This is a genomic window from Geodermatophilus sp. SYSU D00867, from assembly GCF_054050315.1.
In genome coordinates, this window is sequence record NZ_JBJGZC010000019.1 from 13,732 (window position 1) to 29,269 (window position 15,538).

Below are 15,538 nucleotides of genomic sequence, written 5' to 3' on the forward strand. Positions count from 1 at the left end.
CACTGCCGCGCGTGCCCGACGCCGACGCCTTCCGCGCGCTCGCCCGGTCCTCCCCGGACCGGTGGACGACGCTGCGGTTCACCGAGCGCCGGCGCCGCGGGTGGACGTGGTCCGAGCCGGTCCGCGCCTGGCTGCGCCGGCCGGACCGGCTCCGGGTCGAGGACGCCGCCGGCCGGCTGCTCGGCGTCGTCCGGGAGGCCGGCGCGGGCGAGGACCCGATGTGGCAGGACTACCGCTGGGTGGCCGAGCTGCGGCCGCGGGAGCTCGCCGACGGCGTCGACCCGGACACCGGGGCGCCCGCCGGCCCGGCGCTGACCGTCGACGGCCTGCGCGAGGTCGAGCACGCCGGCCGCCCGGCCTGGGAGGCGCTGGTCGTGCCCACCGACCGGTACGAGCCGCGCTGCGGCTGCTGCCCGCTGCTGCGCAGCCGCCGGGTCGACGAGCTCGAGTGGGGGAGCGTCCCGGAGGGCGTGGAGTACCCGAGCGCGCACCTCGTCCGGCTCGACCTGCGGACCGGCGTGTGCGTGTGGGCGGAGGCGCTGGACGGCACCCACGCGGGCGAGACGCACGACCTGCGCATCGAGGCGGTCGACGAGCCGGTGCCCGACGGGCTGTTCGCGCGTCCCGGACGGGGCTAGCCGAGCCGGACGGTCCCGTCGGCGTCGACCGACCAGCCGGGGTTGTGCCCGATCTCCCAGACGACACCGTTGGGGTCGCGCACCAGCGCGTGGAAGACGCCGCCGAAGGCACCCTCCTCGGGCGGGGTGAGCACGGTGCCGCCCGCGGCGGCCATCCGCTCGCACAGCGCGGCGACGGCGTCGCGGTCGCCGACGTTGTGCGCCAGTGTCAGCCCGGACACCTCCGGCCGGGCGGGCCCGGTGCCGAGGTCCCGGGCGAACTGCGCCGTCTCGAAGAAGGCCAGCACCGTGCCCGGCGCGACCTGGAAGAAGACGATCTCGCCGGGCACGTCGAGCAGCGGCGTCCAGCCGAGTCCCTCGACGTAGAACCGTCGCGCGGCGTCGAGGTCGGCGGTGGCCAGCGTGAGGAAGTGGACCTGCTGCTCCACGGAGGCTCCTCTCCTCAGTGACCGGGGCCGAGCTGGCCCACGGCGTCCAGCAGCCGCCGCACGCTGGCCAGCCGCTCGGCGCGGCCGGGCGGGCCGTCGGCCGCCCAGGCGTCCAGCGCGCAGTCGGGGTCGTCGGCGGAGTGCCCGCACCCGGGCGGGCAGTCGACGGCGGCCTCGGCGAGGTCGTCGAAGGCCGCGACGACGTCGTCGGCGGTGACGTGCGCCAGGCCCAGGGAGCGGATGCCGGGGGTGTCGACGATCGTGCCGCCGCCGGGCAGGTCGAACAGCACCGCCGACGACGACGTGTGCCGCCCCTTGCCGATCTTCGTCACCTCGCCGGTGGCCCGGCCGGCCTCGGGCACCAGCCGGTTCACCAGGGTCGACTTGCCCACGCCCGACTGGCCCACGAACACGCTGGTGCGCCCCTCCAGCCGCTCGAGCAGCGGGTCCAGCGGCGTCTCCCGGGACACCGCCACCGCGCCGACGTCCAGCCCGGCGTACCGGTCCAGCAGCGCCTGCGGGCTGGCCAGGTCGGTCTTGGTCAGGCAGAACAGCGGCTCCAGCCCGCCGGCGTAGGCGGCCACCAGGCAGCGGTCGAGGAACCCCAGCGCCGGGTCGGGGTCGGTCACCGACGTGACGACGACGAGCTGCTCGGCGTTGGCCACCACGACCCGCTCGGTGGGGTCGGTGTCGTCGGCGGTGCGCCGCAGCGACGTCGTCCGCTCCTCGATGACGACGATCCGGGCGAGGGCGTCGGGCCGGCCGCTGGTGTCGCCGACCAGCCGCACCCGGTCCCCGACGACGACGCCGTGCCGCCCCAGCTCCCGGGCGCGCATCGCGGTCACCTCGAGCGGGGCGCCGTCGGGACCGGGGATCCGGACGGTCATCCGGCCGCGGTCGACCGCGATCACCAGGCCGGGGACGGCGTCGGCGTGCGCCGGCCGGGTGCGGGTGCGCGGGCGGGAGCCGCGCCGGTTGGGCCGGACCCGGACGTCGTCCTCGTCCGAGCGGCTGTCGTGGCGGCGGCTCAGGAGGCCACCCCCGCGGTCGCGGCGAGCATGCCCGTCCAGCGCTCGCGGAAGTCCGGCAGCGTCTTGGTGACCGCCTCGGGCCCGGAGACCCGCACGCCGTCGACGGCCAGGCCGAGGACGGCGGCGGCGTGCACCATGCGGTGGTCGGCGTAGGAGTCCAGCAGCGCCGCCCGGAGCGGGCCCGGCTCGACCTCCAGGCCGTCGGGCAGCTGGCGCACGCGGGCGCCGACGGCGGTGAGCACCTCGTCGAGGGCCTGGATGCGGTCGGTCTCGTGGCCGCGCAGGTGGGCGATGCCGGTCAGGCGGGAGGGCCCGTCGGCCAGCGCGCACAGCGCGGCGAGCACCGGGGTCAGCTCGCCGACGTCGCCCAGGTCGGCGACCAGCGGGGCGATGCGGCCGGTGCCGGTGACCCGCAGGCCGTCCGGCGTCCGCTCGACCTCGGCGCCCATCGCGCCCAGCAGCGCGTCCAGCTGCGCGCCGGGCTGGGTGGTGGCCGCCGGCCAGTCGGGCACGGTGACCCGCCCGCCGGTGACCAGCGCCGCGGCGAGGAAGGGCGCGGCGTTGGACAGGTCGGGCTCGACGACGCGGTCCAGCGCCGCGAGCGGGCCGGGGGCGACCCGCCAGCCCCGGTCGGTGGCGACGACGTCGGCGCCGTGCTCGCGCAGCGCGGCGACGGTCATCTCCACGTGCGGCATCGACGGCACCCCGCCGGCCAGGGCGAGGTCGATCCCGTCGGTGAACCGGGCGGCGGCCAGCAGCAGCCCCGAGACGATCTGCGAGGACTCGCTCGCGTCGACGGTCACCGCCCCGCCGCGGACCGCGCCGGTGCCGTGCACGGTGAACGGCGCCCGGCCGCGGCCGCCGTCGTCGACCTCGACGCCGAGGTCGCGGAGCGCGGCGATCAGCCCGGCGTTCGGGCGCTCGCGCAGCCGCGGGTCGCCGTCGAGCCGGACCGGGCCGTCGGCGAGGGCGGCCACCGGCGGCAGGAAGCGCAGCACGGTGCCGGCCAGCCCGGCGTCGACCTCCGTCGGGCCGCGCAGCCGCGCGGGGGTGACCAGCCAGTCGGCGCCGTCCTCGGCGATCCCGACGCCGAGCGCGCGCAGGCCGGCGGCCATGAGGTCGGTGTCGCGGGCCCGCAGCGGGCGCACGACGCGGCTCGGGCCGTCGGCGAGCGCCGCGAGGACCAGCGCCCGCGCGGTGATCGACTTGGACCCGGGCAGCGGGACGACCGCGTCCACGGGGGTCGGGCGGTGCGGCGTCGTCCAGACCTGGCTCACGGGGGACCATCCTGCCCGGTCCGGACGACGCCGCTCACGCTCGGCCCGCCCTAGCCGGCCTGCGGCTTCTCGGCCTTCTTGGCCGGCACGGTGCGCAGGAGCCGCCGGTTGGCGAACTCGAACATCGCCAGCTCGGAGAGCTCGCGGCCGTAGCCCGACCGCTTGATCCCGCCGAAGGGCAGCTCGGGGGAGGAGCCGGTGGGCTGGTTGATCCAGACCATCCCGGCCTCGATCCGCTCGGCCACCGCCCGCGCGCGGTCGAGGTCGCTGCTCATCACGGTCGCGCCGAGCCCGTAGACGCTGTCGTTGGCGAGGGCGACGGCCTCGTCGGCGTCCTTGACCCTGTAGACGACGGCGGCTGGCCCGAAGAGCTCCTCGTGGTACGCGCGCATCTCGGGCGTCACGTCGGTCAGCAGGGTCGGCTCGACGAACGCGCCCGGCAGGTCGGGGCGGCCACCACCGGCGAGCACGGTGGCGCCCTTGTCGACGGCGTCCTGGATCTGGGCGTGCAGGTCCTTCGCGGCCTGCTCCGACGACAGCGGCGCCAGCGTCGTGTCCGGGTCCGCCGGGTCGCCGGGGGAGAAGGTGGAGAACGCCTGCCGCAGGCCGGCGACGAACGGCTCGTAGGCGTCCTCGGTGACGATCAGCCGCTTGGCGGCGATGCACGCCTGGCCGGTGTTCTGCATCCGGCCGGTGGTCGCGGCCTTGACCGTGGCGCCGACGTTCTCGGCGTCCAGGACGATGAACGGGTCGCTCCCGCCGAGCTCGAGCACCGACTTCTTCAGGTGCTTGCCGGCCAGGGCGCCCACCGCGCTGCCGGCGCGCTCGCTGCCGGTCAGGGTCACGCCCGCGATGCGCGGGTCGGCGATGACCTGCTCGACGTCGGCGATGCGCAGGAAGGTGTTGGTGAAGACGCCCTCGGGGGCGCCGGCGTCGGTGAACAGCTGCTCGATGGCCTGCGCGCACTGCGGGACGATCTCGGCGTGCTTGAGGATCACGGTGTTCCCGAGCACGAGGTTCGGGCCGGCCACGCGGACGACCTGGTAGTAGGGGTAGTTCCACGGCTCGATGGCCAGCAGCGCGCCCACCGGCTGCGTCTCGACGACGGCCTCGCCCTTGCCCAGCAGCGGCTGGATCGGGGTGGGCTGCAGGAAGGCCGGGCCGTTGTCGGCGTAGTAGTTGAGGATCATCGAGCACAGGAACAGCTCGCCGGCGGCCTCCTCGCGGCGCTTGCCCATCTCCTTCGTGGCGAGCGCGGCCAGCTCGTCGCGGCGCTCGTCCATCAGCTCCGCCGCGCGGCGGACGACACCGGCGCGCTCCTCGACCGTGCGCTGCCGCCACTCCTGGTAGGCGGCGTGCGCGGTCCCGATGATCCCGTCGATGGCCTCGGTGGGCGTGAAGTCGAACTCCTTCTCGGTCTCCCCGGTGAAGGGGTCGACCGTCGCGTAGCGCCGCTCGGCGGACTCGCTCGCGGTCTTCGGCTGCTGCTGCGGGGGGTTCTGGGTCGCGGTCACGCGCGTGATCCTCGTCTCTGCTCGCCGGGGTCTGCACCCCGGGCCTACCCGGGGTCCGGCGGGGCACTCCCGCTGTCCCCGGTCCCGCCTAGAGTCGGTCCCGCGGGCCCGTCCCGGGCCGGCCCGACAGCCGGGGAGGACCAGCCATGTGCGGTCGCTACGCCGCCACCCGCCGTCCCGAGGACCTCGTCGTCGAGTTCGAGGCAGTCCCCGCGGAGGGGCAGGAGCCGCTGCGGGCCGACTACAACGTCGCGCCGACCAAGGACGTCTACGTGGTCCGCACCAAGCGCGAGCGCGACCCGGAGGGCAGCCCCACCGGCGCCGGGCACCGCGAGCTGCGCTCCGTCCGCTGGGGCCTGGTGCCCTCCTGGGCCAAGGACGTCTCGGTCGGCAACCGGCTGCTCAACGCCCGCGTCGAGTCGCTCACCGAGAAGCCGGCCTTCCGCTCGGCCGCCCGCTCCCGCCGGTGCCTGGTCCCGGCCGACGGCTGGTACGAGTGGCAGAGGAAGCTCGACTCGCCCGGCAAGCAGCCGTTCTTCATCACCCCCGCCGACGGGTCGGTGCTGGCCATGGCCGGGCTCTACGAGGTGTGGGGCAAGGGCGAGGACCGGCTCTACACCTGCACGGTGGTCACCGCGCCCGCCGTCGGCGCGCTCGCCGAGATCCACGACCGGATGCCGCTGGTGCTGCCGCGCGAGCGCTGGGCCGACTGGCTCGACCCGGCCCGCGACGACGTCGAGGCGCTGGTGGAGCCGACCCCGCCGTCGCTGGTCGAGGGGCTGGAGCTGCGCCCGGTGAGCCCCGCGGTGAACAACGTCCGCAACAACGGCGCCGAACTGGTCGCCCGCGTCGAGGGCACCAGCGCCCCGGCCGACCAGCCCGCGCTCTTCTGAGGAGCCGTCCCCTGAGCGAGCGCGCGTCCGCCGTCGTCCCGTCCGACCCGCCCGCCGAGACGCCCACCGGGCCCGTGCTGCCCGGCTGGGTGGCCGCCGGGGTCACCTTCCTCGCCTCCGGCGCGGTGCTGGTGCTGGAGATCGTCGGGCTGCGGCTGATCGCCCCCTACGTGGGCATCACGCTGCAGACCAACACCGCGGTCATCGGCTTCGCGCTGGCCGCGATCGCGGTCGGCGCCTGGGCCGGGGGCGCCACCGCCGACCGCCGCGACCCGCGCGGGCTGATCGCGCCGCTGCTGGTCGCCGGCGGGGCGCTGGTGATCGCCGTCCTGCCGCTGGTGCGCTTCACCGGGTCGTTCCTCACCGGTCCCGACGCCGGGGCCGTGCTGCTGCTGGCCGCCGTCGCCATCGTGGTGCCCGCGACGCTGTTGTCGGCGGTGCCGCCGATGGTGGTGAAGCTGCAGCTGGCCAGCCTGGCCGAGACCGGGTCGGTGGTCGGGAAGCTGTCGGGCATCGGCACGCTCGGCGGGATCGCGGCCACCTTCGCCACCGGCTTCGTGCTCGTCGCGGTCTTCCCCAGCAGCGGCATCCTCGTCGGCACCGGGCTCGTGACCGTCGTCGCCGGCGTCGCCGTGTTCTTGCTGCTCCGGCGCCGGTCGCCGGGTGGGGCGGGGCGCGTGCCGACGGCGCTGCTGCTGCTCGCCGTCGCCGGGTCGCTGCTGGCGGCGGTCGCGCCGACGCCGTGCGAGGAGGAGACCTCCTACCACTGCGCCCGCGTGGTGGCCGACCCCGAGCGGGAGACCGGCCGGGTGCTGGTGCTGGACACGCTGCGGCACAGCTACGTCGACCTCGCCGACCCGACGTACCTGGAGTTCCAGTACGTCCGGGCGATCGCCGCGGTCACCGACGTCCTGGCCCCCGCGGGGCAGCCGCTGTCGGCGCTGCACCTCGGCGGCGGCGGCGCGACGGTGCCGCGCTACCTCGCCGAGGTGCGTCCCGGCACCGAGAGCCTGGTGCTCGAGGTCGACCCCGGCGTCGTCGCGATCGACCGTGAGCAGCTGGGCCTGGAGACCTCGCAGCAGCTGCGGGTGCGGGTCGGCGACGCCCGCGTGGGGCTGGCCGCCGAGCCCGCCGGCACCCGCGACCTCGTCGTCGGCGACGCCTTCGGCGGCCTGTCGGTGCCGTGGCAGCTGACCACCGTGGAGGCGCTGGAGCTGGTCGAGCGGGCGCTCACCGACGACGGCGTGTACGTCGCCAACCTCATCGACCACCCGCCGCTGGGCTTCGTCCGCGCGGAGCTGGCCACGATGCGCGCGGTGTGGCCGCACGTGCTGCTGCTCGCCCGCGCCCCGGTGCTGGCCGGAGAGGACGGCGGCAACGTCGTCGCGGTCGCCTCGCACCGGCCGCTGGACGAGGCCGCGCTGGCGGGGGCGCTGCTGGCGCAGGACTCCGCCTGGCAGGTCGCCTCGGACGGGGAGGTGGCCGCCCTCGCGGGCGACGCGCAGGTGCTCACCGACGACGCCGCGCCGGTCGACCAGCTGCTCACCCCCTACGGCGCCCCCGGCTCGTAGTCGGTGAGTTCTCCGCGATCACGGCGCCGCGACCACTCCGCGGGGCCGGATCGTGGTCACGGCGCCGTGATCGCGGGACCTCAGCGGCCGATCGGGGCGGTGCGGGCGCGGGTCAGGCGGACCAGGTCGGCCGGCGGCAGCTCCACCTGCAGCCCGCGCCGGCCGGCGCTGACCATCACCGTCGCGAAGCCCAGCGCCGAGTCGTCGACCACGGTGGGCAGCGCCTTGCGCTGGCCGAGCGGGCTGATCCCGCCGAGGACGTAGCCGGTGGTGCGCTCGGCGTCGGCCGGGTCGGCCATCGCCGCCTTGCGCCCGCCCGCCGCGGCGGCCAGTGCCTTGAGGTCGAGGGTGCCGCTCACCGGGACGACGGCGACGGTGAGCGTGCCGTCGACGCGGGTGACCAGCGTCTTGAACACCTGGCGCGGGTCGGCGCCGAGGGCGGCCACCGCGGCCTCGCCGTGGCCCTGGTCGCCGGGGTGCTCGGGGTCGTAGGGGTGCAGGGTGTGCGCCACCCCGGCCTTCTCCAGGGCCCGCACCGCGGGGGTCGCCGCCACGGCGGGGGACTGTATCCAGCGGTCGCGCGGACCGCCGCCGACTTCCCGCGGCCGGGGAATGAGCCTCCCGGCGGGCGCCGTTGCAGGGATCGTGAGCAGCACCGTCTCCAGCGCCCGCACGCGGGCCCCGCGCCGGCGGCCCCCGGGCCGGCCCGACGCCGCGCGACTAGGATCGACCGACGTGGCAGCCCGCCTCCGGGCGCCGCAGAGAGGACGGTCGGTGCCTGAGGAGACCCCGGGCGGGAACCCCGCCGTCGAGCCGGTCGAGACCCCGCGCGAGCAGGTGGTCGGGGCTCCGGTGGAGGTGCCCGAGGCCCGCGAGGGGGGCAGCCGCACCGAGGTCGCCGAGACCCGCGCGGAGCGCGACGCCCGCTTCGAGCGGGACGCGCTGCCCTACCTCGACCAGCTCTACCCGGCGGCGCTGCGGATGACCCGCAACCCCGCCGACGCCGAGGACCTGGTCCAGGAGACGTTCGTCAAGGCCTACTCCGCGTTCCACCAGTTCGCCGAGGGCACGAACCTCAAGGCCTGGCTGTACCGGATCCTGACCAACACCTACATCAACAGCTACCGCAAGAAGCAGCGGCAGCCGCAGCAGTACCCCACCGACCAGGTGCAGGACTGGCAGCTGTACGCGGCCGAGGAGCACAGCTCCAGCGGGCTGCGCTCGGCCGAGATCGAGGCGCTGGACCACCTGCCGGACTCCGACATCAAGGAGGCCCTGCAGCAGCTGCCCGAGGACTTCCGGCTGGCGGTGTACCTCGCCGACGTCGAGGGCTTCGCCTACAAGGAGATCGCCGAGATCATGGGCACGCCCATCGGCACGGTGATGTCCCGGCTGCACCGTGGCCGGCGGGGCCTGCAGAAGCTGCTGGCCGACTACGCCCGTGAGCGCGGGTTCGTCCGCGCCGGAGCCGGTGAGGAGGGGCGGTCGTGAGCACCGAGCAGGAGCGTCCGGCCGAGATCACCTCGTGCGACGACGTCCTGTCGCACGTCTTCGAGTTCCTCGACCGCGAGACCGACGACGCCCGCCGCGCCGTCATCGCCGAGCACCTCGAGGACTGCTCCCCGTGTCTGCGGCAGTTCGGCATCGAGCAGGAGTTCAAGGCGCTGGTCCGCCGCCGCTGCGGCGGTGACCCGACGCCGTCGGGCCTGCGTGATCGGATCAAGATGCAGCTGACCACCGTCTCCTTCGAGGAGGGCGGCACGCAGATCAGCGTGGAGAGGGTCCGCACCGAGGTCGTCCGGACCGACTGGTCCGAGCAGGACTGACACCCGTACCGACGACCCCGTACCGACGACCCCGTACCGACGACCCCGTACCGACGACCCCGTACCGACGACGACGCCCCGCCCCGGTCCTCCGGGTGCGGGGCGTCGTCGTGTCCGGCCCGTCAGGGCCGTCCTCAGGCGTTGGGGCGCTTGCCGTGGTTGGCCTTGTTCCCCTTGCGGGAGCGCCGCTTGCGTCCACGCTTGGACATCGCTGCCCTCCTCTCGTCGTCGTGGTCCGGAGTGTCCGAGGTCGTACCCAGGGTCCCACAGCGGGTGAGGAGGCCCCCGCCCGGTGGCGTGGGTGTCGGCGGTGCGGGGCACGATGGCAGGGAGACCGGGCGGACGGCCCGGCGCGGGGACGGGAGGCCGGAGAGCGTGGCCCAGCACGGGATCGAGAGCGTGCTCGTGGCGGGGCGGGGACCCGCGGCGTGCGCGGTCATCGCGGCCTGCTCCCGGCTCGACGTGAAGTCGGTGGCCGTCTACTCCGAGGCCGAGCGCTCGGCCCGGCACGTGCGCCTGGCCGACGACGCGGTGCTGCTCGGCCCGGCGCCCGCGGCGGAGTCCTACCTCGCCGTCGACCGGATCGTGGAGGCCGCCCGCCGCAGCGGCGCCCGCGCCGTGCTGCCCGTGCCGCCGGCGCTGGCCGGCAACGCCGCGCTGGCCGGGGAGGTCGCCGCCGCGGGGCTCACCTGGGTCGGCCCGCCCGCCGAGGTGCTCGAGCGGCTCGGCGGCGACGGCGTGGAGCCGGCCAGCGAGCACGGCCTGCTCGCCGTCGTCACCGAGGACGGGCTGCGCTTCCCGACGGCGGTCGCCCGCGACCGGGCGGCGGGCATCGCCCGGGTGTCCTGGACGCCCGACCCCACCGGCGACGTGCCGCCCGGCGCCAAGCGGCTGGCCGAGGTCGGCTGGCGCGGGCTGGTCACCGTCGGCGTCGCCGAGGACGGCGAGCTGGGGGAGGTCGCGGCCGGCTTCTCGCTCGACATGGCCGTGCTCGAGCGGGCGCACCGGGTGGACGCGGTCGACCTCGCGCTGGCCGCGGCGGTGGGCCGCCGCGCGCCGCGCCGCCGCAGCCCCGACGAGCACCCACCGCGGGCCGCGGTCGCCGTCCAGCTGCGCTCGACGCTGCCGCCGGGTCGGGCCGGCCGGGTGACCGGCACCCTGCCCTCGGCGGGCCGGCTGCGTGGCACGGCCGGGCGGACGGAGGTGGTCGCGGTCAGCGGCTACGACCCGGGCGACCGGCTCGACGGCTGGTACGACGCTCTGCTGGCCACCGTGAGCGCCGGGGCGCCCGACACCGCCACCGCCGCGCGGGCGGCCGCCGCCGCGCTGTCCGGGCTGCCCGAGACCGGCGTCCCGCACGACGGCGAGGAGGTCTGCGCGGTGCTGCACCGGCTGGCCGAGGGGGACCTCGCGCCCGGCTCGTGAGCGACGGCCGGGTCCCGGGGGCCCGTGCTTGGATGGGGGCTCCGCTCAGCGAGGAGGTGCCGCGTGGCAGTCGAGGAGATCCACGCCGAGATGGTCTCCAGCGTCTGGAAGGTGCTGGTGAGCCCGGGCAGCGAGGTCTCCGCGGGGGACACCCTGGTGATCCTCGAGTCGATGAAGATGGAGATCCCCGTGCTCACCGAGCGCGCCGGCGTCGTGCAGGAGCTGCACGTCGTCGAGGGCGAGGTGCTGCAGGAGGGCGACCTCATCGCCACCGTCGCCGACGCCTGACCGCCGTCCGGCGGGCTCAGGTCGCCCGGTGGGCCAGCTCGCCCAGGCGGTCCCCGAGCAGCCGGTACACCCCCGGGTGCACGCTCATGCCGACGTGGCTGGAGTCGACCTCGACGTTCTCGGCGTCGGGGTCCAGGCAGGCGTGCCAGTCGACGACCCAGTCGCTGCGCGAGTAGACCGAGAGGTACGGCACCCCGGCGGGGAAGGGGCGGGCCAGGTCCTCGGCCAGCTCCCCGGCGCACCCGCCGTCCAGGCAGTCGTCGCGGAAGAGCCCGGGCATCCCCGCGCTGCCCAGCGCGGCGACCAGCCGCACCTGCGCGGCCACCAACGGGTTGATCGCCATGTGGTCGACGTTCGGGCTGCCGAGCGTGGCGATCCCGGCGACCCGGTCGGGCCGGCGCATCGCCACGAGCTTGGCGAACAGCCCGCCCCGGCTCTGGCCGACGACCGCCGCCGGCCGGCCCGTCCGGTCGGTGAACTCGACCAGGCGGCGCTCCAGGCGCTCCACCGCCAGGCGGGTGCAGTCCACGTTGACCCGGATCTGCGAGGTGCACGTCCGGTAGCCCCGGGCGCGCAGCCAGCGCTCCAGCACCGACAGCGACGGGTCCCCGGCGAGGAAGCCGGGCACCAGCAGGACCGGCAGGCCGCCGCCGGGCGGGACGCCGTGCCCCCGCCACACCGGGGAGCGGGCCAGTGCCGCCGCCTCGCGCCACGGCCGCTGCGCGGCGAGCAGCGCCGCCACCGGGGACGCCCCGATCCACGGGGGAGCCTCCCGGTCCGGTGTCCGGGAGGGGTGCGCCGTCGTCTGCATGTCGGGTCCTCGCTCCTCGACGGTCCGGTGCAGGAGAGTGTGACCCCTGACACACTGATCCACACGGCCGGGGCGCGGCACCCCGCCGTCCCCCCGAGGAGGCCAGCGGACGTGAAGCAGCTGTCGGGCCTGGACGCGACGTTCCTGCACCTCGAGACGTCCGCGCAGTTCGGGCACGTCTCGAGCCTGTCCATCTACTCCCGCCCGGACGACCCCGACTACCGGCCCTACGACGCGTGGCGGGCGCAGTTGGAGCAGCGGCTGCACCTGCTCGAGCCGCTGCGCCGGCGCCTGGTCGAGGTGCCCCTGGGCCTGGACCACCCGTACTGGATCGCCGACCCGGCCTTCGACCTGGACTTCCACGTCCGGCACACGGCCGTCCCGCCGCCCGGCAGCGACGACCAGCTCGCCGCGCTGGCCGCGCGCCTGGTCTCCCGGCCCCTGGACCGGCGCAAGCCGCTGTGGCTGTCCTACGTCATCGAGGGCCTGGCCGACCGCCGCTTCGCCGTCCTGACGATCGTCCACCACGCCACCATCGACGGGGCCTCGGGCGTGGAGCTGATGACGCTGATGCTCGACGACACCCCCGAGGGCAGCCGGACGCCGCCCGAGGCCGGACCGTGGACGCCGGAGCGGCCGCCCGGGGACCTCGAGATGCTCGCGCGCGGGGCGCTCGGCCTCGCCCGCAAGCCGGCGCGCGGGGTGCTGCTCGCCGCGTGGAGCGCCCGCGAGATCGGCCGGGCCACGCGCAACCCGGTGCTGGTCCGCGCGGCGAACGACGTCCGCCGCAGCCTGCGCGGGCCGCTGGGCACCGTGCTCAACCTCGGCCGGCACCGCCCCGAGGAACCCGACCAGCCGCCGCCGGTGCCCAGCGTCCGGCCGCCGCGCACGCCGTTCAACGGGCCCATCACCCCGCACCGGAAGCTCGCCATCCGGTCGACGTCGCTCGACGTCGTCAAGCAGGTCAAGACCGCGCTGGGCGCCACCGTCAACGACGTCGTCATGGCCGCCTGCGCCGGTGGCCTGCGCACCTGGCTGGACCGGCGCGGGGCGCTGCCGTCGGACCCGCTGGTGGCGCTGGTGCCCGTCTCCGTGCGGACGGGGGAGGAGACCGACCGCTGGACCAACCGGGTGTCGATGCTCTCGGCCGTCCTGCCGACCGACGAGCCCGACCCCGTCCGCCGGGTCCGGCGCGTGCACGAGGCGATGAGCAGCAGCAAGGAGATCTTCTCCGCGCTGCCCGCCGAGCGGCTCACCGACTTCGCCGAGTTCCCGCCGCCGGCGGTCTTCGCGCGGGCGATGCGGCTCAGCGCCCGGCTGCGGCTGGGCTCCCGCCTGAGCCCGGGCAACCTCGTCATCTCCAACGTGCCGGGTCCGCGCACGCCGCTCTACGCCGCGGGCGCGCGGCTGGAGCACTACTTCCCGGTCTCGACGATCGTCGAGGGGCAGGGCCTCAACATCACGGTGCAGAGCTACCTCGACCGCCTGGACTGGGGCCTGGTGTCGTGCGCCGAGCTGCTCCCGGACGTCGACGTGCTGCTCCGCGACATCCTCGACGACCTGGACGCCCTCGCCGCCGCGGCCGGCGTGCAGGTGCCCGCGCCGGAGGCGGCCGCGCCCGCACCGCGCCGTCCCGCCCGGTCCCGCAGCGGCCCGGCCCGCGCCCGGCGCTGAAGCCGGTCAGAGGTCGCGGGCGTAGACCAGCAGGTCGATGCCGGGTCGCGGCGCCCAGTCCCGCTCGGGCAGCCGGGTGAAGCCGAGCCGGGCGTAGAGCCGGTGCGCGGCGGCCATCACCGGGTCGGTCGAGAGCAGCATCCGCCGCTTGCCGGCCGCGCGGGCCCGGCGCAGGCACTCGGTGACCAGCAGCTCCCCGACGCCGCGGCCGCGCGCCTCCGGGGCGACGACGAGCATCCGGAACGCCGCCTCCTGCGGCGACTCGGTGATCTCCCCGAAGTCGCCGTCGAGGACCAGCGCCACCGCGCCGACGACCCGGTCCCCGTCACGGGCGACCACCAGCTGCGACCGGGAGGCGCGGCCCGCGACGTCGGCCAGCTGCGGCAGGTACTCGTCGGAGGCCAGCCGCTCGTCCCGGTAGACGCCGACGGTCAGCGCCGCGATGGCCGGCCAGTCGGCGGGGACGGCGTCGTCGACGGTCACGGGCGGGGGGACGAGGGACGGTGCGGCCACGGGTGCCCAGCCTAGGCGGGCGCCCGACCTACCCTCGGGACCGATGAGCACCCTCTCCGAGCGCCTGCACCGCGGCGCGGCGACCGCCCCGTCGCAGGTCGACCACGCCCGCCGCCTGGTGGCCGACTGGCAGCTGCTGGCCGACCTGGCCTTCGCCGACCTCACCCTGTGGGTGCCGCTGCGCACCGGCGCGTGGTGGTGCGTGGCCCAGGTGCGCCCGCTCACCGCGCCGACCAGCCAGCCCGAGGACCTGGTCGGCAGCGAGGCCGACGGCCCCGACGCCGACCCGTTCCGGCTGGCGCACCGCGAGGGCCGGCCGGTGACCGAGGGGGAGCCGGACTGGTCCGGCGCCAGCCCGCGGCGGCGCGAGGTCATCCCGGTGCGGCACGACGGCGTCGTCGTCGCGGTGCTGGCCAAGGACACCAACCTCGCGGTGACCCGGTCGCCGTCGACGCTGGAGCTGACCTACCTCGACATCGCCGCCGACCTCTGCCTCATGGTCTCGGCCGGCACCTTCCCGCCGGAGAAGCTGCTCGACGCCGAGATGAGCCCGCGGGTGGGGGACGGGCTGGTCCGCCTGGACGCGGCCGGCCGCGCCGTCTACGCCAGCCCCAACGCCCTGTCGGCCTACCGGCGGCTCGGGGTGACCGGCGACCTGTTCGGCACGGACCTGGCGAAGGTGACGCGGGCGGCGTCGTCGGACCGGGTGGCGGGGGAGGCGGTGGCGGCCACCATCGCCGCCGCCGTGGCCGGGCGGTTCCCCGACCCGACCGACGTCGTGGGGCGGTCGGCGACGCTGCTGGTGCGCGCGCTGCCGCTGCAGGCGCCGGGCGCCGAGGAGGGCGCGCTGGTGCTGGTCCGGGACGTCACCGACCTGCGCGACCGCGACCGGGCGCTGCTGACCAAGGACGCGACGATCCGCGAGATCCACCACCGCGTGAAGAACAACCTGCAGACGGTCGCCGCGCTGCTGCGGCTGCAGGCCCGGCGGATGACCGAGCCGGCCGCGCGGGCGGCGCTGGAGGAGTCGGTGCGGCGGGTGGCCTCGATCGCCGTCGTCCACGAGACGCTCGCGGGCAGCCGGGAGGACGTGGTCGACGTCGACGACGTGCTCGACCAGGTGCTGCCGATGCTCGGCGACCTCACCTCGATCGGCCCGGCGGCGCGCACCCGGCGGGTGGGCGCCTTCGGCGAGCTGCCCGCGGCCACCGCGACGCCGCTGGTCATGGCGGTCACCGAGCTGCTGCACAACGCCGCCGAGCACGCCTTCCCGGCCGACGGTCAGCCCGGCTCGATCGAGCTGGTGGCCGAGCGCGACGGCGACGACCTGGTGGTGCGCGTCCGCGACGACGGCCAGGGGCTGCCGGAGGGGTTCGACCCGGCGGGGAGCGACGGCCTGGGCCTGCAGATCGTGCGGACGCTGGTGAGCAGCGAGCTCGGCGGGTCGCTGCTCATGCGGACGCCGGAGGAGCCGCCGGGTCCCGGCCGGCCGGGCACCGAGGTGGTCCTCGAGCTGCCCGGGGCGGGGCACCCCCGCCGTTAGGCGGGGCACCCCGCCGTCAGGGAGTGCCCGTCGCGGTGTCGGCCGGCAGGCAGACGTCGTCGCCGGAACGGCGCGAGGCCGGTCCCCGCCCGGGGGACCGGCCTCG

General features: G+C 76.3%; 17 protein-coding genes. 9 read left to right on the forward strand and 8 right to left on the reverse strand.

Annotation, left to right across the window (positions count from 1 at the left end; all coding sequences use genetic code 11):
* Positions 1-11 precede the first annotated feature (11 nt).
* Entirely contained in the window at positions 12-638 is a 627-nt protein-coding gene (locus ACI8AK_RS17655) for a hypothetical protein (RefSeq protein WP_456957309.1), read from the forward strand.
* On the opposite strand, the gene ACI8AK_RS17660 is transcribed toward ACI8AK_RS17655, so the two are convergent.
* The 4 genes from ACI8AK_RS17660 to ACI8AK_RS17675 all read right to left on the reverse strand — a co-directional run bounded on the left by ACI8AK_RS17660 (position 635) and on the right by ACI8AK_RS17675 (position 4,888).
* On the reverse strand, positions 635-1,066 hold the full coding sequence (locus tag ACI8AK_RS17660) for a VOC family protein (protein ID WP_456957311.1): 432 nt from the start codon (positions 1,064-1,066) through the stop codon (positions 635-637). The genes ACI8AK_RS17655 and ACI8AK_RS17660 overlap by 4 nt on opposite strands.
* Positions 1,067-1,080: 14 nt before the next feature.
* On the reverse strand, positions 1,081-1,953 hold the full coding sequence (gene rsgA / locus ACI8AK_RS17665; RefSeq protein ID WP_456957313.1) for a ribosome small subunit-dependent GTPase A: 873 nt from the start codon (positions 1,951-1,953) through the stop codon (positions 1,081-1,083).
* A 140-nt stretch (positions 1,954-2,093) separates the two neighbouring features.
* Positions 2,094-3,374, reverse strand: a complete 1,281-nt coding sequence (gene aroA, locus ACI8AK_RS17670) for a 3-phosphoshikimate 1-carboxyvinyltransferase (protein ID WP_456957315.1) — start codon at positions 3,372-3,374, stop codon at positions 2,094-2,096.
* 50 nt (positions 3,375-3,424) lie between these two features.
* Positions 3,425-4,888, reverse strand: a complete 1,464-nt coding sequence (locus ACI8AK_RS17675; RefSeq protein ID WP_387990235.1) for an NAD-dependent succinate-semialdehyde dehydrogenase — start codon at positions 4,886-4,888, stop codon at positions 3,425-3,427.
* Positions 4,889-5,034: 146 nt separating this feature from the next.
* On the opposite strand from ACI8AK_RS17675, the gene ACI8AK_RS17680 reads away from it, so the two are divergent.
* Together ACI8AK_RS17680 and ACI8AK_RS17685 are read left to right on the forward strand one after the other, a co-directional pair.
* Positions 5,035-5,781: an SOS response-associated peptidase gene (locus tag ACI8AK_RS17680; protein ID WP_456903420.1), complete on the forward strand. Its 747-nt coding sequence runs from the start codon at positions 5,035-5,037 to the stop codon at positions 5,779-5,781.
* Positions 5,782-5,855: 74 nt separating this feature from the next.
* The gene (locus ACI8AK_RS17685; protein WP_387990229.1) at positions 5,856-7,352 is read left to right on the forward strand and encodes a fused MFS/spermidine synthase; all 1,497 of its coding nucleotides are present in this window, start codon (positions 5,856-5,858) and stop codon (positions 7,350-7,352) included.
* A gap of 80 nt (positions 7,353-7,432) precedes the next feature.
* Here ACI8AK_RS17685 and ybaK read toward each other — a convergent pair whose 3' ends face one another.
* Positions 7,433-7,906, reverse strand: a complete 474-nt coding sequence (ybaK, locus tag ACI8AK_RS17690; protein WP_387990226.1) for a Cys-tRNA(Pro) deacylase — start codon at positions 7,904-7,906, stop codon at positions 7,433-7,435.
* A 220-nt stretch (positions 7,907-8,126) separates the two neighbouring features.
* Here ybaK and ACI8AK_RS17695 point away from each other — a divergent pair, with 220 nt between their 5' ends.
* Together ACI8AK_RS17695 and rsrA are read left to right on the forward strand one after the other, a co-directional pair.
* The gene (locus tag ACI8AK_RS17695; RefSeq protein WP_387990223.1) at positions 8,127-8,843 is read left to right on the forward strand and encodes a sigma-70 family RNA polymerase sigma factor; all 717 of its coding nucleotides are present in this window, start codon (positions 8,127-8,129) and stop codon (positions 8,841-8,843) included.
* Positions 8,840-9,178 carry a mycothiol system anti-sigma-R factor gene (gene rsrA / locus ACI8AK_RS17700; protein ID WP_456957317.1) on the forward strand — a complete coding sequence of 113 codons (339 nt, stop codon included), beginning with the start codon at positions 8,840-8,842 and terminating at the stop codon, positions 9,176-9,178. The genes ACI8AK_RS17695 and rsrA overlap by 4 nt, the downstream gene beginning before the upstream one ends.
* 134 nt (positions 9,179-9,312) lie before the next feature.
* On the opposite strand, the gene ACI8AK_RS17705 is transcribed toward rsrA, so the two are convergent.
* Positions 9,313-9,387 (reverse strand): 50S ribosomal protein bL37, encoded by a 75-nt coding sequence (locus ACI8AK_RS17705; RefSeq protein ID WP_014377707.1) that lies wholly within the window; start codon positions 9,385-9,387, stop codon positions 9,313-9,315.
* 166 nt (positions 9,388-9,553) lie between these two features.
* Between ACI8AK_RS17705 and ACI8AK_RS17710 the strand changes: the two genes are divergently transcribed.
* On the forward strand, positions 9,554-10,603 hold the full coding sequence (locus tag ACI8AK_RS17710; RefSeq protein ID WP_387990217.1) for a biotin carboxylase N-terminal domain-containing protein: 1,050 nt from the start codon (positions 9,554-9,556) through the stop codon (positions 10,601-10,603).
* 63 nt (positions 10,604-10,666) lie between these two features.
* Complete coding sequence (locus ACI8AK_RS17715; RefSeq protein WP_387990214.1) at positions 10,667-10,891, forward strand: biotin/lipoyl-binding carrier protein; 225 nt, start codon at positions 10,667-10,669, stop codon at positions 10,889-10,891.
* Between the two features lie 16 nt (positions 10,892-10,907).
* Here the strand turns inward: ACI8AK_RS17715 and ACI8AK_RS17720 are convergent, their stop codons facing one another.
* Positions 10,908-11,702: an esterase/lipase family protein gene (locus ACI8AK_RS17720; protein ID WP_456903422.1), complete on the reverse strand. Its 795-nt coding sequence runs from the start codon at positions 11,700-11,702 to the stop codon at positions 10,908-10,910.
* A 111-nt stretch (positions 11,703-11,813) separates the two neighbouring features.
* On the opposite strand from ACI8AK_RS17720, the gene ACI8AK_RS17725 reads away from it, so the two are divergent.
* Positions 11,814-13,376 (forward strand): WS/DGAT/MGAT family O-acyltransferase, encoded by a 1,563-nt coding sequence (locus ACI8AK_RS17725; RefSeq protein WP_387990209.1) that lies wholly within the window; start codon positions 11,814-11,816, stop codon positions 13,374-13,376.
* Between the two features lie 6 nt (positions 13,377-13,382).
* On the opposite strand, the gene ACI8AK_RS17730 is transcribed toward ACI8AK_RS17725, so the two are convergent.
* The gene (locus ACI8AK_RS17730) at positions 13,383-13,889 is read right to left on the reverse strand and encodes a GNAT family N-acetyltransferase (protein ID WP_387990206.1); all 507 of its coding nucleotides are present in this window, start codon (positions 13,887-13,889) and stop codon (positions 13,383-13,385) included.
* Between the two features lie 43 nt (positions 13,890-13,932).
* On the opposite strand from ACI8AK_RS17730, the gene ACI8AK_RS17735 reads away from it, so the two are divergent.
* Positions 13,933-15,432: a sensor histidine kinase gene (locus ACI8AK_RS17735; protein WP_387990204.1), complete on the forward strand. Its 1,500-nt coding sequence runs from the start codon at positions 13,933-13,935 to the stop codon at positions 15,430-15,432.
* Positions 15,433-15,538 lie beyond the last annotated feature (106 nt).